Origin of the sequence: Corynebacterium tuingiense (assembly GCF_046718165.1) — a bacterium.
GTDB lineage: Bacteria > Actinomycetota > Actinomycetes > Mycobacteriales > Mycobacteriaceae > Corynebacterium.
The window spans coordinates 1240853-1260311 of sequence record NZ_CP177101.1 but is presented as its reverse complement, the minus strand read 5'-3'; the positions used below and the strand labels follow the sequence as shown (position 1 = coordinate 1260311).

Sequence of the window (19459 nt, the reverse complement as noted above, 5' to 3'; positions counted from 1 at the left end):
TTCTTGGTCGTCCCAACTGGAGCGAAACGTGGCTACCATTGGCGCTTGAGATTATTCACTCGGACATCATTCTCGACAGGCAAAGGAGCCGCGCCATCATGGCAAAGTCGTCTAAGAAAGAAGAAAAAGACACTAAGTCTGCCGCAAAGCAAGCGGAGAATAAGCAGGAGGATAAGACCACTCATTCTGCACAGAAAAAGGTAGCTGAGCAGAAGCAGCCAAAGACGTCGAGCAAAAACACTCGTACGGAAACCGACCTGATCGGTGACTTGGAAATTCCCGCTGATGCTTACTTTGGTGTCCACACCGTCCGCGCGATGGATAACTTCCAGATTTCCTACGTGACCATTAACACCATTCCGCACTTCATCCGCGGCATGGTGAAGGTCAAAAAGGCTGCCGCGATGGCCAACCGTCGCTTGCACGTGCTGCCAAAGAAGAAGGCAGAGGCCATCATGTGGGCCTGTGACCAGATCCTGGATGAGGGTCGCTGCATGGACCAGTTCCCGCTCGATGTATTCCAGGGTGGTGCCGGCACCTCGTTGAACATGAACACCAATGAGGTCGTTGCCAACTTGGCCCTTGAGCACTTGGGGGAGGAGAAGGGCTCCTACGACATCATCAACCCCAACGACGATGTCAACATGTCCCAGTCCACCAACGATGCTTACCCAACCGGCTTCCGGTTGGGCCTGTACGCTGCCATCGATGACCTCATCGTGCGCATCGACAGCCTGCGTTCCGCATTCCAGGACAAGGGTAATGAGTTCCAAGACATCCTGAAGATGGGCCGTACCCAGCTGCAGGATGCCGTCCCCATGACCTTGGGCGACGAATTCAAGGGCTTTGCTAATAATCTGAACGAGGAACAGGCCGTTCTGCGCGATGCACAGAGCCGCTTGCTGCAGATCAACCTCGGCGCAACCGCCATCGGTACCGGTGTTAACACTCCAGCCGGCTACCGCCACCAGGTAACCGCCGCATTGTCGGAGGTCACTGGCCTGGAGATGAAGACTGCGAGCGACCTTATCGAGGCTACCTCTGACTGCGGTGCCTACGTATTCTTGCACTCCGCCATCAAGCGCGCTGCCATGAAGCTGTCCAAGATCTGTAACGACCTGCGCCTGCTGTCCTCTGGTCCGCGCGCTGGCCTTGGCGAGATCAACCTGCCAGCCCGCCAGGCAGGTTCCTCCATCATGCCGGGTAAGGTCAACCCAGTCATCCCAGAGGTTGTCAACCAGACCTGCTTCAAGATCTTCGGCAACGACCACGTCGTGACCATGGCTGCAGAGGCAGGCCAGTTGCAGCTCAACGTGATGGAGCCGGTCATCGGTGAGGCACTGTTCCAGTCCATCCGCATTATGGGCAACGCGGTAGATGCGCTGCGTGAGAAGTGTGTTACCGGCATTACCGCTAACGCCGATGTGTGCCGCCAGTACGTGGAGAACTCCATTGGTATCGTCACCTACTTGAACCCATTCATTGGCCACCACAACGGTGACGAGATTGCCAAGGAATCCCTCAAGACCGGCAAGGGTGTCAAGGAACTCGTCCTGGAGAAGGGCCTTCTGGATGAGGCAACGCTGAACAAGGTTCTGTCGGTAGAAAACCTGATGCACCCAGAGTTTCGCGGTCAGCTTTTCCTCGATGACAACTAAGTAAAGTTCGCGAGCCGGAGTGCTGCATGAGGTGGGCGATGCCCATCCTCATGGTGGTGCCCACCATTCCGCACACACCGTGCTGTTTTTTCCGTGGAAAGCGGAAAAGTACTCCATGGTGTGTGCGGTCTCTTTCGTGAATGCCTGAGCTAACGTCTCCCGTTTCCATAGTGCAGCGGCATGGAAATATACCGAACGGTTGATAACGCGAGGTAGAACACATGTGGGAAGCAACACAAACGGGCAGAATGCGTAAATAAAACAACATATTCAAGGCAAAATAGAAATGTAAGGGTGGTCCACGACCGGCATGCTGATGTGTGTCCACCACGTGTAGTTGAGAACGTGTGGAGTGTATCCATGGTTATTATTCATATTGTCATCGTTCTCGCGGCCATTATCTTAGGTGCGAGAATTGGGTCCATAGGCATCGGCATGGCCGGTGGCCTAGGCGTTCTCCTTTTGGGCGTTGCGGGAGTTCCCGTAACTAGGGAAGACATTCCGTTCGACGTCATCGCCATCATTATGACGGTGATCGCGGCCATCGCCGCGATGCAAAAGGCCGGCGGCATGGACTATTTGGTTCACGTGGCCGAGAAGTTCCTGCGCAAAAACCCCAAGAAGATTACGTTTTACGCACCCATCGTGACCTGGTTGATGACGGTCTTAGCTGGTACCGGGCACACCTCCTTTTCCACGCTGCCGGTCATCGTTGAGGTGGCCAAGGAAGGCAAGGTTCGCCCGTCGCGCCCGCTATCTATCGCGGTCGTCGCCGCGCAGATGGGTATTTGTGCCTCGCCGATTTCTGCTGCAGTTGTCATCCTGGCTGGTCTGCTTGAGCCCATGGGGGTGGGGTACCTCCAAGTGCTCGCCGTGTTGATTCCAGCTACTTTTTTGTCCATCTTCCCCGCAGCTTGGCTGGCCAATAAGTTTGGTAAGGAGCTGGAAGATGACCCTGTGTACCAAGAGCGCAAGGCGCAGGGCCTGGTCAAAGAGCCGATTGGTGCTAGCAAATATGAGCCAAAGGAAGGCGCTAAGTCTTCCGTCGTTATCTTCCTTATCGCCATCGTTATCGTCATGGCATGGGCTACCATTTCTTCCGAACAAGTTGGGCTCATCACGGATCCAACGCTGCCGCGCAATGAGGCGATTATGACGGTCATGCTTTCGGCCGCGACGATCATCGTGCTCAAGACCAAGATCCCGGCCGCTGACGTCCTCAATACCCCGGTATTTAAATCGGGCATGTCCGCCTGCATCTGTGTGCTGGGTGTCGCGTGGTTGGGAACCACCCTTATCAACCACTACTTGGACGATATTCAAGCCTTGGCTGGTGACGTCATTGAAGCTTCGCCATGGTTGCTGGCAGTGGTGCTCTTCTTCGCCGCAGCCCTGCTGTACTCGCAGGCTGCTACCACCAAGGCGCTCATGCCCGCCGCGTTGGCGTTGGGAGTAAGCCCGGTTACCGCTGTGGCCGCATTCCCGGCAGTTTCTGCTCTGTTCATCTTGCCTACGTACCCAACGTTGCTGGCAGCAGTCGAAATGGATGATACGGGCACGACCAAGATCGGCAAGGCCGTATTCAACCACCCATTCCTCATCCCTGGCGTGGTCAGCATCGCCGGTTCCGTGCTCCTTGGCTACGCACTCGGCGCGGTAATCATTTAGCGAGTCCTCTAGCTTGCACTCCCAGTGGCGTCTTCTCCGCGGAGAGGGCGCCACTTTTATGTGGAAGCTCCACCATAAGAAATGTTCCGTCTCACACTTCATACCCCCATGCGACTTGGCTTATGCCAGAAATCGGTAGGGTAGGTGCCATGACTACGCAGCCATCCGATGTTGAAATCGCACAAGCCCATAACCTGCAGCCGATTGGGGAGATCGCAGCCAAAGCAGGCATCCCCGAAGATGCAGTAATTCCCTTTGGTTCCACGAAAGCCAAGGTGGATATCACCAAGGTGGACTACGCCAAAGACAAGCGCGGCAAGCTCGTGCTGGTGACAGGAGTCTCCCCAACACCTGCTGGCGAAGGTAAATCCACGGTGCTTATCGGCTTGACCGATGCGCTGGATCAGATCGGGAAGAAGGCTATCGTGGCCCTGCGCGAGCCATCCCAGGGCCCGGTCATGGGCATCAAGGGCGGCGCCGCGGGTGGCGGTTACGCCCAGATTGTGCCGATGGAGGATATCAACCTGCACTTCACCGGTGACTTCCACGCCATTGCCGCGGCAACGAATACGCTGGCGGCCATCATCGACAATCACATCCACCAGGGCAATCAGCTGGGCATCGACCCGCGCCGCGTCACTTGGCAGCGCTGCGTCGACGTGAACGACCGCGCACTGCGCAATGTGGTCACCGGGCTCGGCGGCTCTGCGCACGGCGTACCGGCAGAAACTGGCTTTACCATTACGGCCGCCTCCGAAATCATGGCCATTTTGTGCTTGGCGACGAGCCTCGAAGACCTCAAGCAGCGCCTAGGCGATATCACCGTCGGCTTTACCTATGACCAACGCCCAGTGACCGCGCGCGAGCTCGATGCGGAAGGCGCGCTGACCGCGCTGATGCGCGATGCTTTGAACCCAAACCTCGTGCAAACCCTCGGCGGGGTTCCCGCACTCGTGCACGGTGGTCCTTTCGCCAATATCGCGCACGGCTGCAACTCCTTGCTGGCGACGCAGACCGCGCTGCAGTTTGGCGATATCGTGCTGTCTGAAGCCGGCTTCGGCGCGGATCTTGGCGGCGAGAAGTTTATGGATATCAAGTCCCGGTTTGGTGACCTGGACGTGGCCGGCGCGGTGGTCGTGGCGACGATTCGCTCGCAGAAGTACAACGGGGGCGTGGCCAAGGACAAGCTCACCGAGGAAAACCTCGAGGCGCTGCAGAAGGGCATCGTCAATCTTGAGCGCCACGTAGAAAACCTGCGCAAGTTTGGGATCAAGCCCGTCGTCGCGCTGAACCTCTTCTGGTCCGATACCGAGGCGGAGCGCCAGTTCATGCGCGATTGGGCTAAGGACTTCGGCGTGGCCCTAGAAGAGGCCAACGTCTGGGCCGAAGGCGGCGCGGGAGCGACGAAGCTGGCCGAGACCTTGTTGGAGAACCTCGAGGGCGGCGCGCAGCACCTCTACGATCCGGAAGAAAGCATCGAGGCCTCCATCGAGACCATCGCCCGCGAGATCTACCGCGCGGACCGCGTGGAATACGGCTCCAAGGCCGTGAAGGACTTGCAGTACATCAAGGACAATGGCTGGGATAAACTACCCGTAGTCATTTCCAAGACGCAGTATTCCTTCTCCGATGAAGCAACGGCATTGGGTGCACCGGAAGGCCACACGCTGCACGTGCGCGAGCTGCTGCCGCGCACCGGTTCCGGGTTCATTGTGGTGCTGACCGGCAACGTGATGACCATGCCGGGCCTGCCTAAGAAGTCGGCGGCCAATAATATCGACGTCGCCGCCGATGGCACGGTATCCGGACTGTTCTAAAAGGAGCTAATCCGCCGCGGAGCCCGGCCACCCCGGGTACTCCGGCGGCGTGCCGCCAAATTCGGGGCAGATCGCCTGATGCGCGCACCAATTACAGAGCTTGGAGCGTTTCGGGCGAAAGTCCCCGGCGCGCCCATCGGCCTCAATCTTGGCCCACAGTTGGCCTAGATCGCGCTCGAAGTATTCGAGTTCTTCCTGGGTAGGAGCTAAAAACATCGAGTCCAGCACCTTGAGATACATCAGCCGCAGTTGGTGGGGGATGATGCCCAGCAGGCGCCAGTACACCAGGGCGTAAAAGCGCATCTGGAATTGGGCGCTCTGGGAAAACCGGGGTGCTGGTTTCTTTCCCGTCTTATAATCCACGACGCGCACCTCGCCGGTGGGGGCGCGGTCCACGCGGTCAATAAACCCGCGCACGGGCACGCCATTGGGCAAGACTGTATTGACATACATCTCGGTTTCTTGGCAGTCGAAGCCCTGCGGGTTTTCCATCTGAAAATAGCCCTTGAGCAGCTCGCGGGCGGCGACGAAGAAGTCATACGTCTCTTCTTCGGGCACGAGCTCGAGCAGTTCAGCGTCCTCTTCTGTCATCGCGGCCCAGCTCGGTTTGATCATCTTTACCGCTGCTGGGTAGGTGCGCTCTTCACGCGGGAGCTTATGCGTTTCTTCTAGGACCGCGTGGACCAGGGTTCCCTTAACTTGGGCGATGGTCTTGGGCTCGGAAATCTTGTCGATGGCCCGGAAACGGTAGAGCAGCGGGCACTGCTGGTAGTCGGAGGCGCGCGAGGGCGACAGGGCAAGGGGACGGGGGCGGGGAGTTGATGTAGTAGCCATGGTGTATCTAGCCTATCGCTGATCGTTTCGTGGCAAGCTAGAAGGCATGAGTTATACCGATAAGTTCCTTGATTTCTTGGCGGCCTCGCCGTCGTCGTACCACGCCGCGCATGAGGTAGCGCGCCAGCTGCAAGAATCTGGCTTCCAGGTTCAGGATGAGCGCGAGGACTGGTCGGCCGCACCAGGCGGGCACGTCATGGTCCGCGGCGGTGCGGTTGCCGCGTGGTACGTGCCGGAAGGCACCGATAAGAACTCCGGTTTCCGCATCGTTGGCTCGCATACCGATTCGCCGGGGCTGGCGCTCAAGCCCACGCCCGATTTTTCGGCTGTAGGTTGGCAACAGGTCGCGGTGGAAATCTACGGCGGTGCCTTGCTGCACACGTGGTTTGATCGTGAACTTACCGTCGCCGGCCAGGTGGTGACCACGGATGGGCGCCAGCACCTCGTGAATACGGGTCCAGTCCTGCGCCTTCCTTCGCTGGCCATTCACTTGTACCGCAAGGATGAGTTCAAGCCGGACCGCCAAAAGCACATGCAGCCGGTGCTGACGGTGGGCGATGAAGAGGCGTCGATCCTGCAGGTGGTGGGGGAGCAGGCGGGCATCGCCAAGCAGAATATTGCTTCCTTCAACCTGATTACCGCCGATGCCGCCCGGGGTGCCATCTTTGGCGCGGGCGAAAAGTTCATCGCGGCTGGCCGCATGGATAACCTATCTTCGGTGCACGCCTCGCTGGAGGCTATGCAGACCGCTGCGCAGGACTATGACGGCTCCGATATTTTGGTCATGATGGCCTTTGACCACGAGGAAGTGGGCTCGAGTTCCCGCTATGGTGCCGCCGGACCGATCCTGCAGGACGTGCTAACCCGCACCGCCCGCGCGCTGGGGGCTAATGAGGAAGAGCGATTCCAGATGTTCGCTCGCTCCAGCTGCGTGTCTGCCGATGCCGCGCACTCGGTGCACCCCAATTACGCGGATAAGCACGACCCCACCCACCAGCCGATCATTGGGCAGGGCCCAGTGACCAAGATCAACGGCAACCAGCGCTACGCCTCAGATGCACAGACGATTGCTCTGTGGGAGACCGCGTGTGCCAAGGGTGGGGTTCCGGTGCAGCGTTTCGTGGGCAATAACGATGTGCCGTGCGGCTCGACCATCGGCCCGATTACCGCAACGCGGCTGGGTATCGACACCGTCGATGTGGGCGTGCCGATGCTGTCGATGCACTCCGCGCGCGAGATGGTGGGCGAGCAGGACCAAATATGGCTCTCGCGGGCTCTTGAGGCATACTTGAAGGGTTAGTTCCCACAACCTCGAGGAGTTTTGCGGCATGGCTTATTCTGGCCCCTTTTCCTATGGCGACCGCGTGCAGCTGACGGACGCCAAGCGGCGCCACTACACGGTCATTTTGAAAGAAGGAGGCCAGTTCCATTCCCATAAAGGCATAATCAACCACGATGACATCGTGGGGATGGATGAAGGTTCCGTCATCGAGTCCACCTTGGGCTCGTCCTTCCTGCTCTTCCGCCACCTCATGGTGGATCACGTCCTCTCGATGCCGCGCGGTGCCGCCGTCATTTATCCCAAGGATGCCGCACAAATCTTGGTCGAGGGCGATATTTTCATGGGCGCCCGCGTGCTGGAGGCCGGTGCCGGCTCCGGCGCCTTGTCGATGTCCCTCCTGCGCGCCGTGGGACCCGAAGGCCACGTCTATTCCTACGAGATCCGCGACGATCACTTGGAGTACGCGGTCGATAACGTCGAGGAATACTTTGGCAACCGCCCCGAGTGGTGGTCGCCGCGCCTAGGCGATCTTGGCGATGTCACCGCTGAGGACCTCGGCGGCCCCGTCGATCGCATCATCTTGGACATGCTGGAGCCCTGGGAAAACCTGGAGACCGTACGCGATCTGTTAATCCCCGGCGGCGTATTCATGACCTATGTGGCAACCGTTCCACAGCTGATGAAGGTCATGGAGGGCATCCGGGAGCTGCAATGCTTCACCGAGCCGAAGGCGTGGGAATCCTTGGTGCGCGAGTGGAAGGTAGAAGGCCTAGCCACCCGTCCGGAGCACCGCATGAACGCGCATACCGCATTCCTTATTTGGACCAGGCGGCTTGCCGATGGCGTCACCCCGCCGCGCCCCCAGCGCCGCGCCCGCAAATAAGGTGCACAGTTTTAAGTACACGGGTGTAATTAATTACTAAAGTGGCCTCGCTCATACCTTCTCGCGCGTTAAAGTGGTGTGCATGGATGAAGCCACGGATAATAAGCGGCAACTCAGCCAGCTTGCTGCGCGCAATCAAAAGCTGGTGGAGCTACTACAGAAATCGCGCGCCGAGCTCGAGCAGTTATTTGCTGAGGTCAATGCGCTTGCAGAGCCCGCCTCTACATATGGGGTCTTTTTGGCCTACTCGCCACACCAAAGCGAGGTAGGCACCACCGCGGAGGTCTATACCAACGGCCGCGTCATGCAGCTCAAGGTCTCTCCCAACGTGGAGCCGGGCAGCCTGCAGGTGGGCCAACAGGTCCGGCTGGGCGATGGCTTCGTGGTCGTCGAAGGCTGCGCTCCCACGAGCACTGGCGAACTTGCCACCGTGGTTGAGCGCTTGGACCAGCGCCGGGCCGTCGTGGCTAATTCCGCGGGGGATAACCGCGTCGTCCTGCTCGCACAGGCGCTGCAAGAAAGCGTGCGCGCGGGCGAGGTGGTGCTGTTAGATACCAAGGCTTCCGTGGCCGTGGAAAAGGTCGATCAAGCAGAGGTTTCCCAGCTTTCGCTGGAAGAGGTACCCGATGTGCGCTACGAGGACATCGGCGGCCTGGACGAGCAGATTTCGCAGATCCGCGATTCCGTCGAGCTGCCCTTTATCCACCCCGAGCTCTACCGGCAGTATGGCTTGCAACCGCCCAAGGGTGTGTTGCTTTATGGCCCACCCGGCTGCGGAAAGACGCTCATTGCTAAGGCCGTGGCGAACTCCTTATCTACCCAGATGGGGGGAAATGGCTCCAGCTACTTCCTCAATGTCAAGGGCCCAGAGCTGCTGAATAAGTACGTCGGCGAAACCGAACGCCGCATTCGGCTTATCTTTGAGCGCGCCCGCGAGCTCGCCCAGGCCAGCGCGGATCGCCCCGTGGTCATCTTCTTTGATGAGATGGAATCCATTTTCCGCACCCGCGGATCCGGGGTTTCGTCTGATATGGAAACCACCGTCGTTCCCCAGCTGCTGACGGAGCTCGATGGCGTGGAGGGCCTCAGCAATGTGGTCATCATCGGCGCCACCAACAGGGAAGAGCTCATTGACCCCGCCATCATGCGCCCGGGCAGGCTGGATATGAAGGTGCGCATCAATCGCCCCACCAAGCGCGGCGCGCGCGAGATCTTCGCCCGCCACTTCGATCCCTCCATTCCACACGTGGGCGATATTGACGAGCTCATCGGCGATGCCGTAGATGAGCTCTATAGCGATAGGCCTTTTGCCCAGCTGCACTTTAGCAATGGGCAGCGCCAGGTCCTGCACTACCGCGATTTCGTCTCTGGCGCGATGATTGCCAATATCTTGGCCCGGGCTAAGAAGCTAGCCATCAAGGAGGCTTTATCGGACCACGGTGCGCAGCGCGCCGCGGAGGAAGGCGATGGGGGCGTTAAAGGGGGCATCGGCAAGCAGCACCTGCGTGCCGCCATCGCCGCCGAGCAGGCGGAATCGGAATACATGCCCACCTCAACCAACCCCGAGGAATGGAGCAAGATTGTTTCCGCGGATCACGGCGGATCGCGTGTGACCAGTGTGGAACTTTTAAGCGGAAGGAGCTGTACGTGGCCCGCGTGCTAGGAACGGAAACGGAATACGGCATTTCTACGCCGGATTCGCCGGAGGAATCCCCAATCATCACCTCGACCCACGCGGTGGTGGCCTATGCAGCGCTGTACACGGGCGCGCGTTCGCGCTGGGATTTTGCGGAAGAACATCCCTTGCGAGATTCCCGCGGTTTTGACCTCAAGCGCTACGATACGGTTCCCGTGGTAGACCCCAATGCGGTTGGTGTGGCCAATGTTGTCACCCCGAGCGGGGCGCGGTTCTATGTGGACCATGCCCACCCCGAGTACTCGGCGCCGGAATGCACGAATGCTTGGGACGCGACGCTCTATGACGCCGCCGGCGATCACACGCTGCTGCAGGCCAGGGATGCCGTCGCTGAGCTGACGGAACAGGGAAAGTCCGTCTTGGCGGACCGGCAGCCGTGCCCGCCGCTGCGGTTGTACAAGAATAACGTCGATGGCAAGGGCGCCAGCTACGGTTCGCATGAAAATTATCAGTATGCCCGCAGCGCCGATTTTTCGGTCATGGCCCAGGCGCTCATTCCCTTCTTCGTGGCCCGGCAGGTCGTCATCGGTGCTGGGCGCATGGGGCGCGGGGAGTTTGGAGAGGAACCGGGGTTCCAGATTTCCCAGCGCGCGGACTATATCGAGCAGGAAATTTCCCTGGAAACCACCCTCAACCGCGGCATCATCAATACCCGCGACGAGCCCCATGCCATCCACGATGTCTTCGGCCGCCTGCACGTCATCATCGGCGATGCGAATATGTCGCAGACCTCGACGCTACTGAAATTGGGCATGACCTCGCTGGTGCTCGATGCCATTGAGGCCGGCACGGACTTTAGCGATCTGCGCCTTGCCGATGCCGTCGCGGAGGTCCCCCTGGTAAGCCGCGACCTCGAATTGCGCCACCGGCTCACGCTTGCCGATGGCCGCGAGCTCACCGCCCTCGAGCTGCTCGCCGAATACCGCCGCCGCCTGCAGCCAGAGAATTCCGCCGACCACAAGGTGCTGGCGGCCTGGGACGAGGCAGTAGAGCTGCTTGCCGATGACCCCCTCAAAGCCGCCCACCTCCTAGATTGGGTGGCCAAGTACCGGTTGATCAAGAGCTACTTGGACCGCGGCATGTCCCCAGATGATCCCAAGCTGCGCCTTATTGACTTGCAATATGCGGAAATCGATCCCGAGAAGTCGCTCCACCATGCGCTGGTGCGCAAGGGCCAGATGCGCCAGCTCTTCAGCGCCGAAAAACTGCACCGCGCCGCCGCCGAGCCGCCCGCCGATACGCGGGCATATTTCCGCGGGCGCATAACGCAGAAATTCGGCGAAGATATCATCGCTGCCAGCTGGCAAAGCCTCACCCTGCGCCGTGGTGATAAGGACGGACACGCCCGAAACGGAGTCTGGGCCACCGTGGCCATGGATGATGCCCGCGGGCTCACCCGCGCGGACTGCGAAGACATCATCGAGGGCGCAAGCAGCGTAGACGAGTTGCTGGAAGGCCTTGCTGCCATCGGTATCCAGCCCGAGTATCGTAAGTAATGATCGCCTAACACGACGAAAGGATGACACCGTGTCCAATTCGAATCGCCAGGTCACTAGCAATAATGGGGGAAACGGCCCCGAGTCAGAGGAAGAATTTACCGCAACCCAGCTCAATATCAACACCTCTGGCACCGATGACCTGCTTGATGAGATCGATGGCCTGCTAGAAAATAACGCGGAAGAATTCGTCCGCTCCTACGTCCAAAAGGGCGGACAGTAGGCGTGGAATCCACACGTCCCGTTTTTGCCCGGCGCATCATGGGCATCGAAACCGAGTATGGCCTGTCCACGGCGACGCCGAAGGACCAGCGTGCTTTAAGCCCCGATGAAGTTGCGCGCGTGCTCTTCTGGCCGATCGTCGAAAAATACGCCTCGTCCAATATCTTCGCCACCAATGCGAGCCGCCTGTACCTTGACGTCGGCTCGCATCCTGAGGTAGCTACCGCCGAGTGCGATAGCCTCAGCCAGCTCATTGCCTACGAATGCGCCGGTGACCGCGTGATGAGCCGCCTCGCGCTACAGGCCGAAGCTGCTTTGGCCGCAGAAGGAAACGAGCGGCCGGTCTACCTTTTTAAGAACAACGTAGATTCCGCCGGGCACTCCTTTGGCTGCCACGAGAATTACCTCATTAGCCGGCATATGGTGCTCAAAGATCTGGGCGTAGCGCTCTTGCCCTTCCTGATTACCCGCCAACTTATCTGCGGGGCGGGAATGGTGCAGCCAGCCAAGGGCGAACACCCCGCGCAATTCCTCTTATCCCAGCGCGCCGACCAGGTCTGGGAGGGTGTCTCGTCTGCGACCACCCGGTCCCGGCCCATCATCAATACCCGCGACGAGCCGCACGGGGATTCCAAGCGCTTTCGCCGCATGCACATCATCGTAGGCGATTCCAATATGGCGGAGCCCACCATCGCACTGAAGGTCGGCTCCACCCTGCTCATGTTAGAGATGCTGGAGGCAGGCTTCGAGCTGCCCGAACTCGAGATCGCAGATCCAATCCACCACATACGCTCCATCGCGCGCGATCTGACCGGCTCCACACCGCTGCCGCTCGTCAGCGGGGGAACCATCACCGCCCTGGAGGTCCAACAGCAGCTCTGCGCACGGGCGCGCGATTGGCTCGCCCACCGCGAAGAAGCCGGCACGCCCACTGCGGAATTGGAGCGCGTCGTTGACCTGTGGGAGCGCATCCTGCGCGCCATCGAGACCGGAGATTTCTCTAGCGTGAACCGTGAGATTGATTGGGTCATCAAGCTCGAGCTGCTCGAGCGCTACCGCTCGCGCTTGGGCGGTGACTGGGCGCATCCGAAACTCACACAGATCGATATGACCTATCACGATATCCGGCCAGGGCGAGGTTTGTACGACGTGTTGCTGCGCCGCGGGATGATCGAGCGCTGGATTGAAGATGAAGACATCGAGCGTGCGGTATCGACCGCGCCGCCAACTACGCGCGCGGCCTTGCGCGGCCAGTTCTTGGCTGCGGCCGAAGACTGCGGCGCGCACGTGACCGTGGACTGGACGCGGCTGAAGGTCAACCGCCCTGAACCGCGCACCGAGGAACTGCTGGATCCTTTCGCGTCCACCGATCCGCGCGTCGCGGCATTGCTAGACTATATGCACGATAATCACGCCTAAGGCGTGCACATTGAGCAAAGGGGAGAGTAGACAACGTGGTGGCATCACGATCCACGCCGAGCCGGCAGGATGCGGCGGTAGAAAGGCTCACCAACCTGTCCTTTGCGCTGCAAGGAGCGGCGAATTCGGGTGGTTCACCGGACCGCTCTGCAGCCTGGATCCGCAGCCACGTCGCAGGCTATAGCGATAAATCCGACGAAGCTTTTACCAAGGCCTTGGCGCGCGATATCGCCACCTTGCAACGCGCTGGAGTCCCCATCGTGCACACCGGTGGGGAAGACGGCGCCTCGTACCGCCTCGACCAAAGCAATTACCAGCTCCCGCCGGTGGGATTTTCACCGGAAGAAGCGATGGTGCTTGGCATCGCAGGGGGAGTGGGAACCCCTGGTGGATTGAGCGATTTCTCTTTGTCCGGGTGGACCAAGATAGCCGCCTCGGGTGCCTCCCGGAACCTGGAGGGCGCACCCGTCTATACCGCGGTCAATGACATCACCCGCCTTGCCCCCGAGGTGATCACCTTCGTCTTGGCCGCCGTGCGGAATAAAATCCGGATTACTTTTGCCTATCGCCCCCACCCAGCGGCGGAGACCGTGCGCCGCACCATGGATCCCTGGGGAGTAGTCAACCACCAGAGCCGCATCTATATCGTTGGCTTCGATGTTGGCCGCGCCGCCCCGCGCGTCTTCCGCGCCCTGCGGCTTTCCGATATCAAAAGGTCGCACCAGCCGGCTGAGCATTCTGAGCCGACGGTGGACATCGACAAGCTCGTCAAAGAGGCCCTACAACGCGGCGAAAAGGTGGGTGCGACCCTGCATATTCCTGAAGGTCAAGCCCAAGAGCTAGAAAGTGCGGGGGAGCGCACTGCCGAAGGCACCGTAGTGCTGACCGGGGTCCAAAAGGATTGGTTGGTGCGCACCGCAGCGGGCTATGCCCCAGAAGTAAAAGTGCTCGATCCCCCCGAGGTGCGCACTGACATCATTAACCTTCTGCGCGCAGCCGCCAACCACAACGGAGCTGAGTAAACCAATGGCCGATGGATCTCATAAACTGCAAGCGCTCGTCCGGTCGCTGAACCTCATCCCGTACTTCCAAAACCATCCGGATAAAACTCCGATGGAGGCGGCTGCGGATCTGGGCATGGACCCAGGGGAGCTGAAAGATGCCGTGGACCGGCTATTTTGCTCTGGGACCGGCCGCAATACTGAGGAGCTCATCGATCTCTCTTTTAGCTACCGCGATGGGGTCACCATTTACAATGACCAGGGGCTGGGACAAGCATTGCGGCTTACCCCAACCGAGGCCGGCGCGCTCTTGCTTACCCTAGAATCCCTCGAGGCTATGCCCGGCCTGTTGGATGCGCGGGCGATTAAGTCTGCCGCGGCGAAATTGCGCTCCATTATGGATGAGCGCACGCTGAGCATCTATGACACCTTATCGACGGTGGACCCGCAAGAATCCGACATCCAGGCGACCTTGAACCGTGGGCTCAACGAAAAAAGGCGCATCCGGATGCGCTATTGGAGCGCCTCATCTAATAAGGAAACCGAGCGCGTGGTTGATCCGGCCCGGATTTTTATCGTGGATGCCGAGCCCTATCTCGCGGCGTGGGAAGAAGAAAAGCAAGGGCACAGGACCTTTCGTATTGACCGCATCAAGCATGCCGAGTTGACCGAGGAGACTGCTCATCCCCGCCTCAAACAGCTGGACTGCGACGCTGCAGCACCCTTTAATTTAGGTGCGGCGGATTCCGTGGAATTAGTCATTCATGAAAAATTCACCTGGCTTGCAGAATACTACGATATGCAATTAGGCAAACGCCTAGAAAACGGCACTATAGCTGCAACAATGCAGGTCGGCTCGGTGGATTGGCTGGTTCGTTTTGCCCTCGGGCAGGCCGATAGGTTACGCGTTATAGCCCCAGAATCTATTGTAAATCTCATTGCGGAACGCGGAAATGATGCGTTGAAGGGCTATACTTAAAATCCAGTTACTGCACGCACATGCGTCTTAAAATTGCCTCGCGAATTCCCCGCGAAGTCAGGGAGCGCGGCGGTCATTTGACGCAGGCAAAGAAGAACCGAAAGAGGATCTTATGACCTTAGGACCATTGGAAATCGGCCTTATTGTTCTCGTCATCATCTTGCTATTTGGCGCGAAGAAATTGCCCGATCTTGCTCGTTCCATGGGCCGCTCGATGCGCATTTTCAAATCTGAGGTCAATGAAATGCAATCGGAGGACACCAAGCGCTCTGAGACCCAAGCTCAACTGAGCCAGAAGCGCCAGCAGTCCGATGAGGAGTTCTGGAACCGCCCAGATATGCAGCCTGGCCACCAGCAGGGAAACTCTTCCTCTCAGAATTAACGCCCGCCTGCTAAAAACGCGAACACCCTCTGCTGCTTATGCACTCGTCGGCCGTGCCGGAGTGCGACCCTGAGAAATCAGGTGGGCAGGGCAGTGTTCGCTCTTGTGCGTTGAAAGAGCCAAATTGATGTCCTCACAGACCCATCCTGTCGGTGAACAAGGATCCCGCGTGCGCCGCAAGCGTCGAGGTTTTTCACGCAAGCCCAAAAACCCAACGGGCGAGATGACCTTAGTACAGCACCTGCAAGAGCTGCGGCGAAGGATCATTATCTCCTTGCTGGCCTTGGTTATCGGCGCGATCATCGGTTTCATTTGGTACCAGCAGGCACCCTTCCGGATTCCGCCGCTGGGAGAAATTCTCCGCGAGCCTTATTGCTCATTGCCGGAAGATAAGCGAGCCAACTTCAACAACGATGGCGAATGCCGCTTGCTTGCCACCAGCCCCTTCGAGATGCTCATTTTGCGACTGAAGGTAGGTGCATTGGCAGGTACGGTGATTTCGTCTCCAGTCTGGCTCTATCAGGTGTGGGCATTCATCGTCCCAGGCCTGCATAAGAATGAGCGCCGCTACACCTTAAGCTTCGTCGTTGTGGCCGTCTCCCTCTTCTTGGCTGGCGCCATCTTGGCCTACTTCATCTTGTCCGTGGGCCTAGAATTCCTCATTGGTATCGGCGCTGAGTACCAAACCGCAGCATTAACTGGTGAGCGATACTTCTATTTCCTCTTGGCGCTCTTGCTTATCTTCGGTATCAGCTTCGAGATTCCGCTGTTAATCGTCTCTCTCAACCTCATTGGCGTCTTGGAATATAACCACGTCAAGGACAAGCGTCGCATCGTCATCGTCGTGGTGATGATCTTTGCCGCCTTCGTGACTCCAGGCCAAGATCCCTTCACGATGGTGGTCTTGTCCGCCAGCCTGATGCTGCTTATTGAGATTGCCTTCCAGTTCTGCCGCATTCACGATAAGCGCCAGAATCGGCAGCGTCCTGACTGGATGGATCTTGATGATGAATCCGCGTCTGCGCTAGACGAAAGCCCCACAGGCGTGGGCGGGCCCGCGCCTGTCGATGCCCCATCGAGCGTTAGCTCCTCGGGCGTATACGCCTCGCCTAAGCCTACGGCACCTAGCGCGTCATCGCAGACCGTCCGCACGGAAAATCGGGCGTCGGATAGCACTTCGCAACAGGCTGGGGATCGCAAGGGGCCGCAGCGACCTACCGATGAAGGCGGCTTTTTCGACGATGTGCTTTAAGCACGGGTAGCCTTGTGAAATATGACTGAAACTCACCTGGATACCTTCGCCGCCGGCCTCCCATACCCCTTGGATGAGTTCCAGGTGCAGGGGTGTGAGGCGGTAGAAAATGGCCAAGGGGTGCTCGTCTGCGCCCCTACTGGCGCAGGTAAAACCGTCGTTGGCGAGTTCGCCGTGTCTTTGGCTTTAAGCCGCGGCACGAAGTGCTTTTATACCACCCCGATTAAGGCGCTGAGCAACCAGAAATACCACGACCTCGTCGCTGAGCACGGCGAGGATGCCGTCGGTCTGCTTACTGGCGATGTCTCTATCAACGCCGATGCCGAAATCGTGGTGATGACCACTGAGGTGCTGCGCAATATGATCTACGCGGATTCTCCGGCGCTGGATAGGCTTACACACGTGGTCATGGATGAAATCCACTTCCTTGCAGATGCCTCCCGCGGCGCGGTCTGGGAAGAAGTCATCCTGAATTTGGCGGACCACGTATCCATCATTGGGCTGTCTGCCACTGTGTCCAATTCTGAGGAATTCGGTGAATGGCTCGCCACAGTCCGCGGCGATACCTCGGTGATCGTGACCGAACACCGTCCGGTTCCACTTGATCAATGGATGATGTTGGGCCGCAAGATTTACCCGCTCTTTGAGCCGGAATCCGGCGGCCAGGTCAATTCCGAACTAGAGCGCCGCATTCAGCGCTTGGAGGCAGGCGATAGCGACGATGGGCGCGCGGACTATAAATCCGGCAAGGGTTTCCGTGCGAGGGCGCGCCACAAGGGCGGCGGGCGCAGCGAATTTCATGGTAAAGCGAGCGGGCGTTCCGGTTCCTCCCGTCCGCAAGATCGCTACCGCCCCTTAGGGCGCCCAGAGGTGCTAAAGGTGCTGCAATCGCAAGATATGCTGCCCGCGATTACCTTCATCTTTTCCCGCGCCGGTTGCGATGGCGCGCTCTATCAATGCCTGCGCAGCAGGATGGTGCTGACGACGCAGGAAGAGGCAGAAGAGATCAAGGCCATCGTCGATGCCGGCGTTGAGGGCATTCCGGAAGAAGACCTGCAGGTCTTGGATTTCCGGCGGTGGCGCGAAGCGCTCTCGCGCGGTTTTGCCGCCCACCACGCAGGAATGTTGCCGGCTTTTCGCCACATCGTAGAAGATCTCTTCGTCCGCGGTTTGGTACGCGCGGTATTTGCTACCGAAACCCTTGCCTTGGGCATTAATATGCCAGCGCGCACGGTTGTGCTCGAGAAGTTGATTAAGTTCAATGGCGAAGCGCACGTGGATCTCACGCCGGGCCAATACACGCAGCTGACTGGGCGCGCGGGCCGGCGCGGAATCGATACCCTGGGCAACGCGGTCGTGCAGTGGGCTCCTGCTATGGATCCGCGATTTGTCGCGGGTTTGGCATCGACGCGCACGTATCCGCTGATTTCTACGTTTGCGCCAGGCTATAACATGGCCATCAACCTGCTGGGCATGCTCGGCTTTGAGGACTCGCTGCGGCTCCTAGAAAAGTCCTTTGCGCAGTTCCAAGCCGATGGTTCCGTGGTCGAAGAAACCCGCGAATTAGAGCGCGCAGAGCATCGCGTGCGCGAATTGCGCGAGCAGCTTGACGATGCCGTAGATGCCCTCGCACCACCAGCCAAGGACGGCGAGGATCCCGCCGAGGTGCTCATGGATTATATCCGGCTGCGCCGCGAGCTGACGGTGGAAGAAAAGCAATCCAAGGTTGATAAGGAACACCAACGCACCCAGGAAGTAGTCGCGGTGCTAGCGCGCCTGCAATTGGGCGATGTCATTGCGATCGCCGGAAAGAAGCGGCCCACCCTTGCTGCGGTGGTCACCCCGGCTAACCAGACTGAGGATCCACGCCCGTGGGTGACCACGGAGTCTGGGTGGTCAGGGCGCATCGATGCCACCGGGATTAGCAATCCGCCGATTCAGCTGGGCCGTATAAAGATCCCGAAGCCGGTGCGGAAGAATCCGCGGCGCAATACCAAGTACATCCAGGATGTCTTCCACCGCGAAAAGTTTGACCGCCCGAAGCGGATGAAGTCGAAACCGCGCCTGCGGCCAAATAAGAGGGTAGGCGAGTTGCGCGATGCCATTCGCGAGCACCCTGCGCACGACTGGCCCGCCACCGATAGGGAGCAACTGGCCGGCGTGGCGCAGAAGTTGGCGCGCCGCGAGCGCGACCTCGAAAAGCTGCAGGCCAAGGTGAATAAGGCGACCGATACTTTGGGCCGTACTTTTGAACGCATCGTGGATCTGCTCGCGGAGATGGACTATGTCGAGTTCTCTGGTGCCGGCAGCGATCGCACGCCGGTCATCACTGAGGAAGGCGAACGCCTAGCCAAGATTCATAGCGAATCCGATCTGCTCGTTGCCCAATGCCTGAAGCGAGGCATATGGGATGAGCTGGATCCGGCGGAGTTGGCCGGCGTTGCATCTCTGTGCTGCTTTGAAAATAGGAAGGCCACTGGGGGCCAGCCGGAGGCCGCAACGGATCGCATGGCCGATGCCATGAATGCGACGTGGCGTATCTATACCGAACTCAGCGCGGATGAGCGGCGCCACCGCCTGCCCCCAACGCGCGAGCCGGAAGCCGGTTTTGCGCTGGCCATTCACCAATGGTCAGCGGGTGCGCCCTTGGGCTATTGCATGGCGGCGGCTAATGAGGCGGGCGCGGAGCTTACCCCCGGTGACTTCGTGCGGTGGTGCCGCCAAGTTGTGGACCTCCTGCAGCAAATCGCCAAGACTGGCTACGATGGCCAGATTCAGCGCAACGCGCGCCGCGCAATCGATGCCATCCAGCGCGGGGTCGTCGCGATCGGGGCTTAAGCTAGCCCGGCCTGCTGGCTAGTAGACTGAGG

General features: G+C 59.3%; 15 protein-coding genes. 14 read left to right on the top strand and 1 reads right to left on the bottom strand.

Annotation, left to right across the window (positions count from 1 at the left end):
* The first annotated feature begins 98 nt into the window (after positions 1 to 98).
* From aspA to ACLI1T_RS05985, 3 genes are all read left to right on the top strand, one after another.
* Entirely contained in the window at positions 99 to 1658 is a 1560-nt protein-coding gene (gene aspA / locus ACLI1T_RS05995; RefSeq protein ID WP_023022356.1) for an aspartate ammonia-lyase, read from the top strand.
* 360 nt (positions 1659 to 2018) lie between these two features.
* Positions 2019 to 3326 (top strand): anaerobic C4-dicarboxylate transporter, encoded by a 1308-nt coding sequence (locus tag ACLI1T_RS05990; protein ID WP_411702179.1) that lies wholly within the window; start codon positions 2019 to 2021, stop codon positions 3324 to 3326.
* Positions 3327 to 3475: 149 nt separating this feature from the next.
* Positions 3476 to 5143, top strand: coding sequence for a formate--tetrahydrofolate ligase (locus tag ACLI1T_RS05985; protein WP_411702178.1), 1668 nt, complete (start codon positions 3476 to 3478; stop codon positions 5141 to 5143).
* A gap of 6 nt (positions 5144 to 5149) precedes the next feature.
* Here the strand turns inward: ACLI1T_RS05985 and ACLI1T_RS05980 are convergent, their stop codons facing one another.
* Complete coding sequence (locus ACLI1T_RS05980) at positions 5150 to 5977, bottom strand: RecB family exonuclease (RefSeq protein ID WP_411702177.1); 828 nt, start codon at positions 5975 to 5977, stop codon at positions 5150 to 5152.
* 46 nt (positions 5978 to 6023) lie between these two features.
* On the opposite strand from ACLI1T_RS05980, the gene ACLI1T_RS05975 reads away from it, so the two are divergent.
* The 11 genes from ACLI1T_RS05975 (at position 6024) to ACLI1T_RS05925 (ending at position 19427) form a co-directional block, all read left to right on the top strand.
* On the top strand, positions 6024 to 7277 hold the full coding sequence (locus tag ACLI1T_RS05975) for a M18 family aminopeptidase (RefSeq protein ID WP_411702176.1): 1254 nt from the start codon (positions 6024 to 6026) through the stop codon (positions 7275 to 7277).
* Between the two features lie 28 nt (positions 7278 to 7305).
* Positions 7306 to 8142: a tRNA (adenine-N1)-methyltransferase gene (locus ACLI1T_RS05970; RefSeq protein WP_411702175.1), complete on the top strand. Its 837-nt coding sequence runs from the start codon at positions 7306 to 7308 to the stop codon at positions 8140 to 8142.
* An 82-nt stretch (positions 8143 to 8224) separates the two neighbouring features.
* Positions 8225 to 9805, top strand: a complete 1581-nt coding sequence (gene arc / locus ACLI1T_RS05965) for a proteasome ATPase (RefSeq protein ID WP_411702174.1) — start codon at positions 8225 to 8227, stop codon at positions 9803 to 9805.
* On the top strand, positions 9790 to 11334 hold the full coding sequence (dop, locus tag ACLI1T_RS05960; protein ID WP_411702173.1) for a depupylase/deamidase Dop: 1545 nt from the start codon (positions 9790 to 9792) through the stop codon (positions 11332 to 11334). The genes arc and dop overlap by 16 nt, the downstream gene beginning before the upstream one ends.
* A gap of 31 nt (positions 11335 to 11365) precedes the next feature.
* Entirely contained in the window at positions 11366 to 11557 is a 192-nt protein-coding gene (locus ACLI1T_RS05955; RefSeq protein WP_349835990.1) for a ubiquitin-like protein Pup, read from the top strand.
* Positions 11558 to 11595: 38 nt separating this feature from the next.
* Positions 11596 to 12975 carry a Pup--protein ligase gene (gene pafA, locus ACLI1T_RS05950; protein WP_411703299.1) on the top strand — a complete coding sequence of 460 codons (1380 nt, stop codon included), beginning with the start codon at positions 11596 to 11598 and terminating at the stop codon, positions 12973 to 12975.
* Between the two features lie 35 nt (positions 12976 to 13010).
* Positions 13011 to 13997, top strand: a complete 987-nt coding sequence (locus ACLI1T_RS05945; protein WP_411702172.1) for a helix-turn-helix transcriptional regulator — start codon at positions 13011 to 13013, stop codon at positions 13995 to 13997.
* A 4-nt stretch (positions 13998 to 14001) separates the two neighbouring features.
* On the top strand, positions 14002 to 14955 hold the full coding sequence (locus ACLI1T_RS05940) for a helix-turn-helix transcriptional regulator (protein ID WP_411702171.1): 954 nt from the start codon (positions 14002 to 14004) through the stop codon (positions 14953 to 14955).
* 112 nt (positions 14956 to 15067) lie between these two features.
* The gene (tatA, locus tag ACLI1T_RS05935; RefSeq protein ID WP_284770669.1) at positions 15068 to 15337 is read left to right on the top strand and encodes a Sec-independent protein translocase subunit TatA; all 270 of its coding nucleotides are present in this window, start codon (positions 15068 to 15070) and stop codon (positions 15335 to 15337) included.
* A gap of 127 nt (positions 15338 to 15464) precedes the next feature.
* On the top strand, positions 15465 to 16589 hold the full coding sequence (tatC, locus tag ACLI1T_RS05930) for a twin-arginine translocase subunit TatC (RefSeq protein WP_349886550.1): 1125 nt from the start codon (positions 15465 to 15467) through the stop codon (positions 16587 to 16589).
* A gap of 21 nt (positions 16590 to 16610) precedes the next feature.
* The gene (locus ACLI1T_RS05925) at positions 16611 to 19427 is read left to right on the top strand and encodes a DEAD/DEAH box helicase (RefSeq protein ID WP_411702170.1); all 2817 of its coding nucleotides are present in this window, start codon (positions 16611 to 16613) and stop codon (positions 19425 to 19427) included.
* Positions 19428 to 19459 lie beyond the last annotated feature (32 nt).